Source organism: Colwellia chukchiensis (assembly GCF_002104455.1).
Lineage (GTDB): Bacteria > Pseudomonadota > Gammaproteobacteria > Enterobacterales > Alteromonadaceae > Cognaticolwellia > Cognaticolwellia chukchiensis.
The window spans coordinates 16,241-31,279 of the sequence record NZ_NBOC01000007.1; the positions used below are offsets into that span (position 1 = coordinate 16,241).

Below are 15,039 nucleotides of genomic sequence, written 5' to 3' on the forward strand. Positions count from 1 at the left end.
TTTTTTTGTGTTGTTTTGGATAAGTCCTATGCGCCTATATATAACCGTTATTCTTTTTCTTGTTTTACTTGCCATTGCCTTTATATTTGGCACTCAAAATGATCAAGTCATGACCTTAAATTACTTAATAGCAAAAACAAGCATTCCTGTGGCGGTTGCTGTGGGTCTGTTTACGGCAATCGGTTTTGTCATGGGTCTACTGTTCGTTTTATTTTGGTGGTTATTGCGTAAGATAAAGCCAACTAAAAGTGAACCATCAGTAACAGGAAAAAAGTCGTAGTATGCTAGGGTTACTCTTTTTATTGTTACCTGTTGCCATGGGTTACGGCTGGTTTATGGGGCGTAATAGTGTCAAACAAAACGACCATAGTGCCAAACAAGAGCTTTCCATTAAATACTCTACTGGCTTAAATTATTTATTTTCTAATCAACAAGATAAAGCGATTGATTTCTTACTCGAAGCGCTAAAAGTTGAAGATGATAGCGTTGAAGCACATTTTGCCATGGCTAACTTATTCAGACGTCGTGGCGAGCTTGACAGAGCACTAAAAGTACATGAGCATTTGGTCAGACAAAAGCACTTGCCCAATAGTGCTAAACAACAAGCAGTGTTTGAACTGGCAAAAGACTTTCTCAGTGCTGGCTTATATGATCGCGCTGAAGCTATGTTTCATAAGCTCTTAAAATCCAAAACCTATGGCTTAAAATCATTAACATCCTTAATGCAAATTTATCAGTCCACCAAAGATTGGCAGCAAGGTATTGCTTTGAAAAAAGCCATTGCCAAAACGCGTGACGTTAAGCTCTTGCATGCATTAGCTAATTTCTACTGCGAGCTGGCTACAACGGCATTGGAACAAGATAAATTTATTGAGGTTATTGAGCTATTAGATCATGCCTTAAGCCATGACCCTAACTCGTCTCGGGCAAACTGGTTGATGGCTCAGATATATGAAAATCATCAACAGTTTAATGAAGCATGCCAGTGTTACAAAGCAATTTATGAGCAAGACAAAGAATTTTTTCCCGATGTAATCGATAAAATGTTTCTTTGTTATCAAAAGCTTGATGCAGAAAAAGCGTTTTTTAGGTTTATTAGAAAAGTTTACGATGAAACCGGTAGCACCAGTGCATTGATCAAGTATTTATCCTATATCGAACAAGTAAAAGGTCCGCATCAAGCCAAGCAATTTATTTTATCCGCGTTAAAGCGACGGCCGACAATTCGGGGTTTTAAACACTTTGTGAAAATGCAAATGGATGGCACACAATCAGAAAATACCTCAGAAAACTTAGAAGTGATCCGTGAGTTAGTGACAGCATATTTAAATGTAAAGCATCGTTATAGTTGTCGCACTTGTGGCTTTAATTCCAGCACGCACTATTGGTCATGTCCCTCTTGCCATGACTGGGAGCAGTTAAAGCCAGTACGGGGCCTTGAAGGCGAATAACGTCCCCTGATAGTGCTTAACTAGGGCTATTAAACTTTGGCATGACTTTCTTAGCTGCGAGCTTATGCCTTGCAGATAAATTTAGAACTTTGCTTGATTAATAACCCTAAACCAACAAAATTTAGAATTAACTATATTGAACGAAAGTGATCAACTCACTTTACAGAATTGAAAAAATAGGAACCCCTGATGTTAGATACCAAAGTTGTTGTTGCTTTAGATTTTGATAAAAAGAATGACGCCTTATCTTTTGTTGATCGGATCTCACCGAATGATTGTCGTTTAAAAGTTGGCAAAGAAATGTTCACCCATTTTGGCCCAGAATTTGTTAAAGAGCTTGTTAAGCGTGATTTTGATGTTTTTCTGGACTTAAAGTTTCATGATATCCCCAATACCGTGGCAAAAGCGGTTGCAGCGGCTGCAGACTTAGGGGTTTGGATGGTCAATGTTCATGCCTCTGGTGGCGTTGAAATGATGAAAAAAGCCAAAGCAGCCTTATTGCCTTATGGTGATAAAGCACCGCTTTTGATCGCAGTGACGGTACTAACGAGTATGGGCAGTGAAGATTTACTCGCTTTAGGTATTACGAAGTCACCCGCTGAGCAAGTGCATCATTTAGCGTCATTAACAAAACAAGCGGGTTTAGACGGCGTGGTTTGCTCGGCAATGGAAGCAAAAGCACTAAAACAAGAACTAGGACAAGACTTTAAGCTGATCACGCCCGGTATTCGTCCTGTGGGAGCTAATGCTGACGATCAAAAGCGTATTATGACACCTCAACAAGCGTTAGCGGTTGGTGTTGACTATTTAGTTATCGGCCGACCGATCACCCAAGCCAATGATCCACAAGCCGTACTTTCAGCCATTAATTTATCTATTAGTTAATTTGCAGAGCTTATTTTTTATGATGCGCATTTGACAAATAAAGCGAAGACTTCTAAACCTAATACAGTAATTATTTTTATGGTAATTACGCATATGGATATTAACTATTAGAAGGAAGCTAGAATGAAAACGCACATCTATACTTTGCTCATCGTATTACTTACTGTCTTGTCGTTGCCGCTAAGCGCTGAAGGCACAAATGAAAGCCCTAACTTGGCGGTTGAACAAGCAATACAAGTTGTTGATATTAATAAAGCGGATCTGGATACCTTAGCCTTATTAAAAGGTGTTGGAGAGAAGCGCGCGAAAGCAATAATTGCTTATCGTGAATTACATGGTGAGTTTAACGCCCTTGATGATTTACTCAATGTCAAAGGGATAGGTGAGCAGATGTTACGGCTTAATAAGGAAAGAATTAAGTTGTAATTGATGGCTAGATTGTAACTGTATCATCAAACAGCAAAGCCAGTCATTTGACTGGCTTTTTTAATGAATCAGTTATAGTAAACTGTCTAAGGTAAGCTCCATCATATCCTTGAACGTGGTTTCACGCTCATCTGCTGTGGTTTGTTCGCCGGTTTTTATATGATCACTGACCGTTAACACCGTTAATGCTTTTTTGCCATATTCAGCCGCCACACCATATAAACCGGCCGCTTCCATTTCAACAGCTAAAATGCCGTACTTTTCCATCAAGGCAAACATTTCCGGTTGCGGTGTGTAAAATAAATCGGCGGTAAAAATATTACCTACGCGAATTTTTTTACCGGTTTTTTCTGCCGTAGTGACCACTTTATGTAATAAGCTAAAATCAGCGGTGGCGGCAAAATCATAACCATTTAGGCGTGAGCGGTTGACATTTGAGTCTGTGCTTGCTGACATGCCAATGATGATATCACGTACTTTTATATCATCTCGTACTGCGCCACATGAGCCGATACGGATAATGTTTTCAACGCCATAATCTTTATATAATTCAGTTGCATAGATGGAAATCGATGGTATGCCCATACCTGAGCCCATTACCGAAACTTCCTTGCCTTTGTAAGTACCTGTGTAACCAAACATATTACGCACGCGGGTAACACATTTTACGTTATCCAGAAAATTGTCTGCGATATATTTCGCGCGTAGTGGGTCGCCGGGCATAAGTACCGTTTTGGCGAAATCATTTGCGTTTGCTTCTATATGTGCTGTTGCCATGAGAGTAAACCTTTATTAATGGTGTGCAATCACAGTAAGTTTCTAGCCGTTGCTGAATCTATTCAGTCGCTATCAAGGATTTTTTACTGATGTGGATGTTTAATATCAAATTCTAACTGATCTGGTATTCAATGATCCAGTCAAAACCATATGATTGATTAATGGCTTTTTATATATAGCCTTGTCCTTAGCTTCTCTGTAGTGCTTTTCGTTGCAACGCTAATTTTTCGCTTGCAGATAAAAAGCTGGCTTTTAGTGCGTTTTCTTGGAGTTGTTGGATAGCGTTATCATTAAAACCTAAAGTTTTGCGCGCAAGCTCGTATTCATGTTTAAGCTCAATCCCTTGCACGCCGGGATCGTCAGTATTTAAACACACCAATAAACCTTTAGCTAAAAAAGTTTTTATCGGGTGTTGTGATAAATCCTTGATGGTGCCGGTTTGATAGTTTGAAGTTAAACAAGATTCTATGGCGATATCATGAGCCAGCATATGTTCCATTAATTTTTCATCTTGTAGGCACGCAACCCCATGGCCGATGCGCTGGGCGTGCAACTCATTAATTGCTTGCCAAATACTTTCAGGGCCAGCGGCTTCGCCGGCATGTATGGTAATATTTAGCTCTGCTTGACGCACTTGCTTAAAGTGTTCAACAAACATAGTACCGGGAAAATTATACTCATCGCCTGCTAGATCAATAGCGACTAGATCTTGCTTATGCTGTAAGAGTGCATCTAACTCAGCTTGGCATTTTTCAACGCCAAAGGTGCGGCTTAAAATGCCAATAAGTTTGATCTTAATATCGTAAACTTTACAGGCGCTATTAATACCGTCTATTACCGCTGCGACGACATCAGCAGCGACTAGGTTATTTTTCATGGCCATGTAATAGGGAGAAAAACGTAACTCAGCATAGTCAATACCGGCAAGGTAGGCGTCTTCAACGTTTTCATAGGCGATACGCTTACAATCATCTAAAGTTTTTAATACAGCAACGCCCCAATCCAGTTTGCTGAGAAAGGCGAGTAGATCACTCTCACTACCTTGAATTTGTACATGTGGTAGAAAAGCGTCAAAGTCTGCCTCGGGTAGGCTGATATTATGTTGTTGTGCCAAGGCCCAAATGGTTTTTGGGCGAATATTGCCGTCTAAATGTCGGTGTAAATCAATAACGGGTAAGTGAGCAAGTGTCATTTGGGGCAACCTCTTTTAATTTCTATCAATTTATGGGCTAGAGAGGAAAAGCAATCACAATTCACCATTCACAAAATAGCATAAGATTATTATACCGTTTTTTTGGTATTTAATATTGCTATTAGCGTGATAACACTGATAAATTAGTGTTGGGATTAGTCATTTAGGTGTCTAGACGTAAATATTAAAAAGCGAATAATTCGCAGTAAAAAGAGAATAATCATGGTTAAAAAAACTGACGACGTTCGTATCAATAAAATTAAAGAACTTTTACCTCCTGTCGCATTATTGGAGCGATTTCCATCATCTGAACAAGCAACTAAGTCGGTTTATTCGGGTAGAAAAGCCATCAGTAAAATTTTTCATAATCACGATGATCGCTTACTTGTGGTTATTGGGCCTTGCTCGATTCATGATCCTAAAGCGGCATTGGAATACGGTCAGCGCTTAGTTAAATTACGCGAAAAATATCAAGATAGCTTAGAAATTGTCATGCGGGTGTATTTTGAAAAACCAAGAACAACCGTGGGGTGGAAAGGGCTTATCAACGACCCTTACATGGATAACAGCTTTAAGCTTAATGATGGTTTACGAATGGGGCGTAAGTTGCTGCTTGATTTAAATGACTTAGGTTTACCCACTGCCGGTGAGTTCTTAGATATGATCACACCTCAATACATGGCTGACTTTATGTGTTGGGGGGCTATAGGTGCCCGCACCACAGAAAGCCAAGTTCACCGCGAGCTGGCGTCGGGTTTATCTTGCCCAGTGGGCTTTAAAAATGGCACAGACGGTACCATTAAAGTGGCTATTGACGCCATAGGCGCGGCTCGTGCTTCACATCATTTTCTTTCGGTGACCAAATACGGCCACTCGGCGATAGTGGAAACCACAGGCAATGAAGATTGCCACATCATTTTGCGTGGTGGTAGAAGCACAAATTATGATGCTGACAGTGTCAAAGCCGTTACAGAGCAACTTACTCAGTCAGGGTTGAATAGCAATATCATGATCGACTTTAGCCATGCTAATAGTAGTAAGAAGTTTGAGAATCAACTGTTAGTGTGCCGTGATGTTTGCCAACAAATACGACAAGGTAATCGCGATATTTCGGGCGTGATGGTGGAAAGCCACTTAGTTGAAGGGCGCCAAGACCTGGTTGAAGGTCAAGCGCTAACCTATGGTCAAAGCATTACTGATGCTTGTATTGGCTGGCAAGATACAGAAACCTTGCTTGCAGAGCTTGCACAAGCCGTGACCCAACGCCGAGCATTATAGCTAAGGCGGTTTTAACGGCTAGTTTATTGCTCACAATATAATTTAATCGTGTTAACTGGCACTATCAGCTGCTATTAATTCAACATAAATTTACCCATCAACCGTGAATAAAAAAGTAGCAGCGATAGGAGAATTTTTCAGCCAAGCTCAAGTTTTTAAATATAAACTAGCCCTATAATAACAAACTATAGCCAGTCAATTGAGTTGACTGGCTTTTTCATTTCTAAAAATAAACAAATTATCAATAACTTAACTAGTAAATAATGAATATATGCGTATGGTTGATGATTTTTTATGCTGTTGTTTATTGTCAATTACTCACCACACCACTATACTGTATATAATTACAGTATAGTGGTGTGGTTACCATGAATAAAATGCTTAACAGCTTACAGCGTCAGGGCAAAATATGGTCGGCTAAACAAAGCAAAGCTATTGTTGAAGCCGTTGCTAGCGGTTACCCGGAAATAGATCAACACTTGCAAGGTGGCTTTCCTCGTCAGGGGGTTATAGAAGTGCAAAGCTTAAGTGGTATTGGTGAAATAAGGTTGTTTTTACCTTATTTGCAACATTTATTTGCTGCTGAATTAAAACAACACCAGCAAGCTCGGCAACTGGTGTTTATTGCGCCACCGGCACAAATAAACGCCTTAAGTTTATTACAAGCCGCTATTCCATTAGAGAATATCTTGCTTATTTCCTCAGAAAAGCCACCAGAGTCGTTATGGGCGGCTGAGCAATGCTTGAAAAGTGGTTGTTGTTTAGCTGTACTATTATGGCAACAGCAACTTGCGGTGCACCAGATCAAACGTTTAAAGCAGGCTGCTAACACGGGTGATGCCATACAGGTTATTTTTCGCGCCCCTAACACTTTCGACTTAGCACTGCCCGTTTCTTTGTCGTTAGCACTTGAAGCAATACCAGCCGGTTTAAAAATACAGGTAAAAAAGCAAATGGCAGCTTGGCCGAGTCGCGACTTTATTGTTGATATGCATCAGCGATGGCCTAGCTTGACAGAGAAACAGCCAGCGTCAGCGAGTGGTGATCAAGCCCTCAGTCACCTGGTTGTGCCACTGTCAAGTCGTCAACGCTTGGGTGCTGTGCTACCAAGTTAAGTGTCTACGGCTATGTTGTTAATTAATGAGCCTTAGTATGGTTATTTTTAAGATGCTAAATGGCTTATGCAGATAAAATTGAGAAATTAAAAGTGTATTAATGCTGTGGTTATATATTAATTTTCCATCGTTACAACTTGATGGCTTACAAGTCAGTCACAATCAGTGCCCGATCAGAAAAGAAACGGAGCATGCCGCGGCAATTGTGATTGTTGATGGCAAAAAAAATAGCATAGTGCAATTAAATCACCATGCCCAAGAGCAAGGCCTTAAATTGGGTATGGGCTTAGCTATGGCAGCGTCACTAGCCGACAAGCTATGTGTTATCCCTTATGATGCTGAGCATGAAACAGCTCACTTAATGACCTTAGCAGAGCAACTGTATAGTGTCAGCGCTAGCATTGCACTATTTCCGCCACATGGCGTGGCATTGCGGGTAGACGATATGCTGCGGCTTTATAAAAACCTTAGCCATTTTGTAGCTAGCATCCGCTCGTTACTTGCTCCCTTTGAGCTTAACGCTGTGTTTGCATGTGCTAATAGCGTGATGTCGGCACAGGTATTGGCTTGCGCGGGTATTAACTTACTCAGTACAGCGCCAGAAAAAATTAGCGTCGCTATAAAGAAATTACCCATAGCGCGTTTATTTATCAGCCGTAAAGCAAAAGCCAGTTTGGCGCGTATAGGCGTTAAAACTATCGCACAATTGCAGCAGCTTAACCAGGCGGATTTAGCTAAACGTTTAGATCAAAGTAGCATGAATTATTTAGCGCAATTAAATGGTAAAAGCAGCAAGTCGTTAGTGTTTTATCAGCCAAAACATGTGTTTGAACATAGTATGGAGTTATTATTTGATATGCATACCATGGCACTATTACTCCAGCCTATTAAGCGATTGCTGCTGATGCTTGAGCGCTACTTGCAAGCGCGAAACTTGCTTTGTATAGCCGTTAACGTAACGTTTTTTTACTCACAACAGATACAGAGTGAGTCAACTCAAGCTGCCCAGCAGTCATTGCTGGTAAGCAGTGCCAGTGCCGAATATCAGGCACAGTATTGGCTCAAGCTAATGCATCTAAAGTTAGAGCATATTAAGTTGTCGGCACCGGTTAACCGAGTCAGTTTATCGGTAAAGCAATATCAAGCTAATACTGGCGCCATAGACGATCTTTTTCATGGCAGAAAAGGGCAGCTATCAATAGCACAGTTGGCATCTTTATTGGAAAATAAGCTAGGCGAAGAAAAGGTGCTGGGCTTGCAGTTAGGTAATGATCATAGAGCCGAGTTCGCATCACATTACTTACCTTTTCTCAAGCTAACTCACCTTGAGCAGGGGCTTAATAATCGTCAACCACGGCAACAACAAGGGGGAAACAGCCAACAAAAATGCGCCGATAGTAAAGACCAATCAAGGGCTTGTCGTCAGTTACCCCTGAGACCAAGCTTAATGTTAGCTCAACCTGAGCCGCTGTTATTTAGTATTGATGTTTTATCTGGCCCAGAGCGTATAGAAACGGCGTGGTGGCAATTAGCAGTGGCGGATAGTCGTAACAGCGACTTAGCTGCAGCTCAACAAACAGAGCATTATTTACGCGATTATTTCATTGCTAAAAATGAGCAAGGGCAGTGCTGTTGGGTTTATCGCGACCGTAACCAACACTGGTATATTCATGGGTATTTTTCATGAGTATGTTGATAGTCGTAGCCAATACAATAAGGCACTAACACATGAGTTATGCTGAACTTTATTGCCAGTCTAATTTTTCTTTTCTACAGGCGGCATCGCATCCAGAAGAGTTGATATTACAAGCCAGCCAGCTTGGTTATAGTGCATTGGCGTTGACTGATGAATGCTCTGTCGCTGGCGTTGTTCGCGCCTATCGAGTTATTAAAGAGCAGCAATTAACTATTAAATTGATTGTTGGCGCAAGCTTTGTACTCGATGATGGACTAAAACTGATTTTATTAGCCCCTAACCGTCAGGGCTATGCCGAGTTGTGTCGCGTGATCACCAATGCTCGGCGGCGCTGTGCTAAAGGCCATTATCAATTTACTTATTGGGATTTACATTCGATTAAGCATTGTTTTATTTTGTGGCTACCCAGTGGTGATAAACAAAAAGATCAGCAAGCGATAACAAGCTTGTTACGTTATCACCAACCAAGATTGTCGTTAGCCTATAGCCGCTTTTTACATGCTAATGATCTTAGTTTTAAACACCATTGTCAGCAATTAGCCAAACAATATCAGCTTAGCATTGTTGCCTGTGGCGGGGTGTTAATGCACCAAGCACAGCGGCAAAAACTACAGCATGTTTTATCGGCCATCAAGCATGGCAAAACGCTAAATACTATGGGGCTGTTACTGGAGCAAAACGCTGAAAAGTGTTTAAGACCGGTGCCAAAGTTAGTAAAACTTTACCCTGATGACTATATTATTGCCGCTATTGAGTTGGCTAATCAGTGCCACTTTTGTTTATCACAATTACAGTATGAGTATCCCGCAGAGCTGGTTCCTAAAGGGCAAACGGCGATAACCTATTTAAAAGCACTTGTTTTAAAAGGTATCGCGTTACGTTTTCCCGATGGTGTCAGCAATGACATTCAAGCGATTATCGACAAGGAGTTGTTATTAATTGAAGCGCAAGGTTATGAGTATTTTTTTCTCACTATTTACGACATAGTGCAATATGCCAAATCACAACATATTCTCTATCAAGGGCGTGGCTCGGCGGCTAACTCTATTGTTTGTTATTGCTTAGAAATCACCTCGGTTGACCCAAGGCAAATATCGGTATTATTTGAACGTTTTATTTCCAAAGAGCGTAATGAGCCGCCTGATATTGACGTAGATTTTGAGCATCAACGCCGTGAAGAAATTTTTCAATATATTTATCAAAAATACGGTCGAGAGCATGCCGCTTTAGCAGCGACTGTCATTACTTATCGGCTAAAAAGCGCCATTCGAGATGTCGGCAAAGTGTTTGGTTTTACTGATAGCCAATTGAGTTTTTTCATCAAAAACATTAATCGGCGCCAAAAAGCCATCAGCTGGCAAGCGCAGGTATTTGAGTTGGGGTTAAATAAAAATAGCCATCTTGCAAAGCTTTTTATTGAACTTGTGCAGCAGATCATTGGCTTTCCTCGCCACTTATCACAGCATGTAGGTGGCTTTGTTATTTCATCAGGGCCGTTATACGAATTAGTGCCAGTAGAAAATGCCGCCATGGCCGCGCGCACTGTGATCCAATGGGACAAAAATGACTTAGCCACGCTAGGACTATTAAAAGTCGATGTGTTAGCGCTGGGCATGTTAACGGCCATACGCCGAACATTTAGCTATATTAAACAGCACTACCAAGTGTCGTTAAGCATTGCTGACATTACGCGCTTGCCGGATGACCCACAAGTATATGCTATGTTACAGCAAGCAGATACCGTGGGGGTTTTTCAAATCGAGTCACGAGCACAAATGTCGATGCTACCGCGTTTAAAGCCAAAATGTTATTACGATTTAGTGGTGCAAATTGCCATAGTGCGGCCAGGGCCTATTCAAGGGGATATGGTACACCCGTATTTGCGCCGGCGCGCAGGGCTTGAAGCGGTAGAGTATCCGTCAGAAGCCATTAAAGGCGTGTTGAGTCGCACCTTGGGGGTACCCATATTTCAAGAGCAAGTGATCAAAATTGCCATGGTGGCGGCAGGTTTTAGTGGTGGTGAGGCAGACCAATTACGTCGCGCCATGGCAAAGTGGCAACGTCATGGTGAGTTAACACAGTTTCGTGAAAAGTTAATTGTAGGTATGAGCAAGCGCGGTTATCAGCAGGACTTTGCTGAGCGTATCTACCAGCAAATTTGTGGTTTTGGTGAATATGGCTTTCCAGAGTCTCACTCTGCCAGTTTTGCGGTATTGGCTTATGTCTCGGCCTGGCTAAAATATTATTATCCAGCGGCTTTTTACACTGGTTTACTCAATAGCTACCCTATGGGTTTTTATTCCCGATCACAATTAATACAAGATGCGCAGCGTCATGGCATATCCGTACGAGCGCTAGACATTAATCGTTCGGCGCTTGAGCACCAACTCAGTTACCAGCAAAGTAGCAATGACTATGAAATACAGCTAGGGCTGAGTATGGTGAAAGGTTTAAGTGCTAAAGGCGCTGAGCAATTAATCAGTCACAGACCGGCACTGGGTTATCAAGACTTTGCTAGCTTGAACAAAGCGGCGTTAAATCAAAAAGATATCGAAAAACTTGCTAGCGCCAATGCGTTAAGCTCATTAGCCGACAATCGCTATTTGGCGCGTTGGCAGCTTATGGACTCAGAAAATAGCTTACCTTTGTGGCAAACGGCTCAGCACAATACGTCGGCGCTAGCAGCGCAAAGTGCGTTTGATTTTAGCCCGAGTGTGATGGATGATTTACTTGAAGACTATGCTAGTACCGGTGTTAGCCTAGATAAGCACCCCATAGCTTTATTGCTTGCCGATACTCAGCATCAGCAGCTTATTGCTGACTGCACCTTGGCCAGTGATCTGGTTAATGTCACAGCGGGCCGTGTTGTGTCTGTACTTGGTGTGGTCACTGGGCGGCAAAGCCCAGGTACAGCCTCAGGCGTAACCTTTGTGACGTTAGAAGATCATACCGGCAACAGTAATGTGGTGATCTGGCAGGCGACGGCCAATGCACAAAAACAAGCTTTTTTAACCGCTAAAATACTGAAAGTGACGGGTATTATTGAGCGAGCAGATGATGTTATTCATATTATTGCTGGGCGCTTATTAGACTTAAGCGATTGTATCTACGGGTTAAAAATACAATCAAGAGACTTTCACTAATGAGCTTAACATCATAATAGGCAGTTTGAATATCGACTGCCGATCAGCACAGATCTACATCGCGTTTACCTGCAATACCAACAGATGATATTTTTCACGTTGTTATTCGCAAACTTATCGTTAAACTAAGAGCCAGATATTAACCGACCGTAGAGGCTAAATCATGGCTGATAATACAAGCCCAGCAGAAACCATTTTCTCAAAAATTATTCGTCAAGAAATTCCCACTCCGTTACTTTTTCAAGACGAGCTCGTTACCGCTTTTCGTGATATTTCACCACAGGCGAAAAGCCATATTTTAATTATTCCTAATAAGCTTATTGCCACTGCTAATGACATTGAGCAAGACGATGAACTGACCATAGGTCGTATGTTTACCGTTGCCAAAAAGCTGGCCAAAGCAGAAGGCATAGCAGAAGATGGTTATCGATTAATCATGAACTGTAATCAACATGGCGGCCAAGAGGTTTATCATATTCATTTGCATTTGGTCGGTGGTCAGCCGTTAGGGCGGATGTTAAACCCACCATCATAAATTGCGCAATAAAAGCCGAATCAAAGTTACAAACGCATAGCGTTAAGATAAAAGTACCGTAAATTTTAGCTACCCCCCTGTACTTTTAACTAAATATTGGTAATATGCACGCGAACCAAGGGGTGCCAGAAAATCAAAAACGATTTAACTGGCTGAGACGCACAACGAACCCTTAGAACCTGAACCGGATAGTACCGGCGTAGGAATGGTTGCGCTAATGGCGAAACTATTCTGTAGTATGTTAAGTCATTGGCTGTTTAATCACTTGCAATGAGCCTGCTGCAGTATATTTGTTACTAGTGTTAAAACGTCCCTCGTGCCGGATCCCATAACGTATTCTTAATTGAATGTATGAGATCATAATGAATATTTCTAAATCTGCTTTATCAATTGCCATCACTGCCGCGCTTTGCTCTTTTTCAACCTTAGCATCGCCAAGCTCGCTATCAGACATTGAAAAAATTACCGTAACCTCAAGCTTTAAAAACCAATCTTTAGCACAAGTGCCCACCAGCGTGGCTGTTATTGGCGAGCAACAGATAAACGATCAAAGCATGCAACATTTTGAAGAGTTGCTAAACAGTGTTGCTAACCTCAACTTTTCTGGTGGCACGTCTAGACCTAAATACCTACAAATTCGTGGTGTAGGCGAGCGTTCAGAATATCGCGGTGCGCCTAATTCCTCGGTTGGTTTTATTGTTGACGATATTAATTTGTCGGGTTTAGGCATGGCTGCGTCTATGTACGATGTGCAACAAGTTGAAGTTTTACGCGGACCACAAGGCACTCGCTTTGGCGCTAATGCTTTAGCAGGGTTGGTGTATATTAAGTCAAACCAGCCAAGCCAAAGCCCAGAGCATGGCGTAAAAGCTACGTTTGGCAATGATGACTTGATTAACCTCGCCGGTTTTAGTGCTGGAGGGTTGACGGATAAGCTTAGCTACCGCATCTCGTTAGAGCAGCATCAGCAAAATGGCTACCGTGATAATCATTATCTTAAGCGCGATGACACCAATGGCATAGACGAGTTCTCGGGCAAATTAAAATTGCGTTATCAAGCCAGTGCCGATTTAGTCGTAGATTTTAGCTATTTATTTGCTGATAACGATAATGGCTTTGATGCCTGGACACTAGATAATAATGGTTTTAATACCTTAACCGATGATCCCGGTGTTGATAAACAAAAGTCCCACGGCGCTGCCGTAAACTTTAGCTATCAAGGTTTAGCGTTTGCCCAATTAAACGCAATCACCAGTTATACCACCACTAAGCACCAGCATGCCTATGACGGCGATTGGGCTAATGCCGACTATTGGGCTAACAAAGCCTGTGCAGATGACGCTGGCTTTGTGCCATGTGAGTATAGTTATTTGTGGGATAAACAAGCTGATCGTGATATCTGGTCACAAGAGTTTAGACTACTTTCTAATGAGTCTTCACGAATTTTTGCTAACAGCACGGATTGGTTACTTGGCGCCTATTTTAGTCAACTTAAAGAAACTAACGATTTGGACTCTTCCTACAACGGTTGGGCTGATGAGGTACTAGACTCTCGTTATAGCGCTAATAACTATGCACTATTTGGTCAGCTCGACAGTAACTTAGATGAAGCACACCAATTGTCGGTTGGCTTGCGGGTTGAAAAACGCACCACAGATTATATTGATAGTGCTGGCGATGAATTTGAGCCATCAGAAACCATGTGGGGTGGTCATATTGCCTTAAGTAAAAAACTTAATACGCAACACTCGGCTTATATTCGTATTGCCCAAGGGTATAAGGCGGGTGGCTTTAATATGGGCTTACCGGCACAACTAAATGCCTATAAAGAATTTGACACTGAAACCTTAGTTAACTATGAACTGGGGGTAAAGTCTAATCTATTAGATAATGCGCTGATCAGTCGACTTGCGGTGTTTTATATGGACCGCAAAGATCAGCAAGTTAATGCATCACAACAAAACCCAGATAAACCACAGCAATTTACCATTTATACCGCCAATGCTACCAGCTCAAATAGCTATGGTGTTGAGCTTGAGCTAAATTACCAACTTAGTGATAATTTAACGCTAGATACGGCTTTTGGTTATTTAAAAGCGCGTTATGATAACTATGCCTATTTAGATAAATATGGTGCTAATATCGATATTTCGGGTCGGGAACTTGCCCATGCGCCAAATTACACTTTCAGTGTTGGTACAACGTATCGCAGCGATGATGGCCTAGTGGCTAATTTACATTGGACCGGTAAAGATGAGTTTTATTTTTCTGATAGCCACAGTGAAAAATCAGCCAGTGCCAACTTGCTTAACGGTAAAATCGCTTATGAATTTGCTAATTTTTCTATTGCACTTTGGGCGAGAAACATCACAGATAAAAAAGTGGCAACACGGGGCTTTTTCTTTGGTAACGAGCCTGATTTAGACTGGGCCGCAAAGAAGTATGTGCGCTATGGTGCGCCAAGACAAATTGGCCTAACGCTAGATTATCAGTTTTAGATTAGCGCTTTAGCTGTAAACAACCAATCGGTGCTTAGTGCTG

General features: G+C 41.7%; 12 protein-coding genes and 1 riboswitch. Of the genes, 10 read left to right on the forward strand and 2 right to left on the reverse strand.

Going from position 1 to position 15,039, the window contains the following annotated elements; translation table 11 throughout:
• Positions 1-28: 28 nt before the first annotated feature.
• The 4 genes from B6K83_RS09595 (at position 29) to B6K83_RS09610 (ending at position 2,762) form a co-directional block, all read left to right on the forward strand.
• A complete protein-coding gene (locus B6K83_RS09595) occupies positions 29-280 on the forward strand; it encodes a lipopolysaccharide assembly protein LapA domain-containing protein (RefSeq protein WP_085284707.1) in 252 nt (83 codons plus the stop codon).
• Between the two features lies 1 nt (position 281).
• Positions 282-1,451 carry a lipopolysaccharide assembly protein LapB gene (gene lapB / locus B6K83_RS09600; RefSeq protein ID WP_085284708.1) on the forward strand — a complete coding sequence of 390 codons (1,170 nt, stop codon included), beginning with the start codon at positions 282-284 and terminating at the stop codon, positions 1,449-1,451.
• A 189-nt stretch (positions 1,452-1,640) separates the two neighbouring features.
• Positions 1,641-2,336 carry an orotidine-5'-phosphate decarboxylase gene (gene pyrF, locus B6K83_RS09605; protein WP_175474825.1) on the forward strand — a complete coding sequence of 232 codons (696 nt, stop codon included), beginning with the start codon at positions 1,641-1,643 and terminating at the stop codon, positions 2,334-2,336.
• 123 nt (positions 2,337-2,459) lie between these two features.
• The gene (locus tag B6K83_RS09610) at positions 2,460-2,762 is read left to right on the forward strand and encodes a ComEA family DNA-binding protein (protein ID WP_085284710.1); all 303 of its coding nucleotides are present in this window, start codon (positions 2,460-2,462) and stop codon (positions 2,760-2,762) included.
• Between the two features lie 72 nt (positions 2,763-2,834).
• Here B6K83_RS09610 and deoD read toward each other — a convergent pair whose 3' ends face one another.
• The gene (deoD, locus tag B6K83_RS09615; RefSeq protein WP_085284711.1) at positions 2,835-3,539 is read right to left on the reverse strand and encodes a purine-nucleoside phosphorylase; all 705 of its coding nucleotides are present in this window, start codon (positions 3,537-3,539) and stop codon (positions 2,835-2,837) included.
• A 187-nt stretch (positions 3,540-3,726) separates the two neighbouring features.
• Positions 3,727-4,731, reverse strand: a complete 1,005-nt coding sequence (gene add / locus B6K83_RS09620; RefSeq protein WP_085284712.1) for an adenosine deaminase — start codon at positions 4,729-4,731, stop codon at positions 3,727-3,729.
• Between the two features lie 222 nt (positions 4,732-4,953).
• Here add and aroG point away from each other — a divergent pair, with 222 nt between their 5' ends.
• The 6 genes from aroG (at position 4,954) to B6K83_RS09650 (ending at position 14,996) form a co-directional block, all read left to right on the forward strand.
• Complete coding sequence (gene aroG, locus B6K83_RS09625; RefSeq protein WP_085284713.1) at positions 4,954-6,009, forward strand: 3-deoxy-7-phosphoheptulonate synthase AroG; 1,056 nt, start codon at positions 4,954-4,956, stop codon at positions 6,007-6,009.
• A gap of 368 nt (positions 6,010-6,377) precedes the next feature.
• Positions 6,378-7,124, forward strand: a complete 747-nt coding sequence (gene imuA / locus B6K83_RS09630) for a translesion DNA synthesis-associated protein ImuA (RefSeq protein WP_085284714.1) — start codon at positions 6,378-6,380, stop codon at positions 7,122-7,124.
• A 100-nt stretch (positions 7,125-7,224) separates the two neighbouring features.
• Positions 7,225-8,811, forward strand: coding sequence for a Y-family DNA polymerase (locus B6K83_RS09635; protein WP_085284715.1), 1,587 nt, complete (start codon positions 7,225-7,227; stop codon positions 8,809-8,811).
• Positions 8,812-8,852: 41 nt separating this feature from the next.
• Complete coding sequence (locus B6K83_RS09640) at positions 8,853-11,963, forward strand: error-prone DNA polymerase (RefSeq protein WP_085284716.1); 3,111 nt, start codon at positions 8,853-8,855, stop codon at positions 11,961-11,963.
• Positions 11,964-12,126: 163 nt separating this feature from the next.
• Positions 12,127-12,498, forward strand: a complete 372-nt coding sequence (locus tag B6K83_RS09645; RefSeq protein ID WP_085284717.1) for an HIT domain-containing protein — start codon at positions 12,127-12,129, stop codon at positions 12,496-12,498.
• 108 nt (positions 12,499-12,606) lie between these two features.
• A riboswitch (TPP riboswitch) is annotated at positions 12,607-12,721 on the forward strand.
• Between the two features lie 139 nt (positions 12,722-12,860).
• Positions 12,861-14,996 (forward strand): TonB-dependent receptor, encoded by a 2,136-nt coding sequence (locus B6K83_RS09650; RefSeq protein WP_233143908.1) that lies wholly within the window; start codon positions 12,861-12,863, stop codon positions 14,994-14,996.
• Positions 14,997-15,039 lie beyond the last annotated feature (43 nt).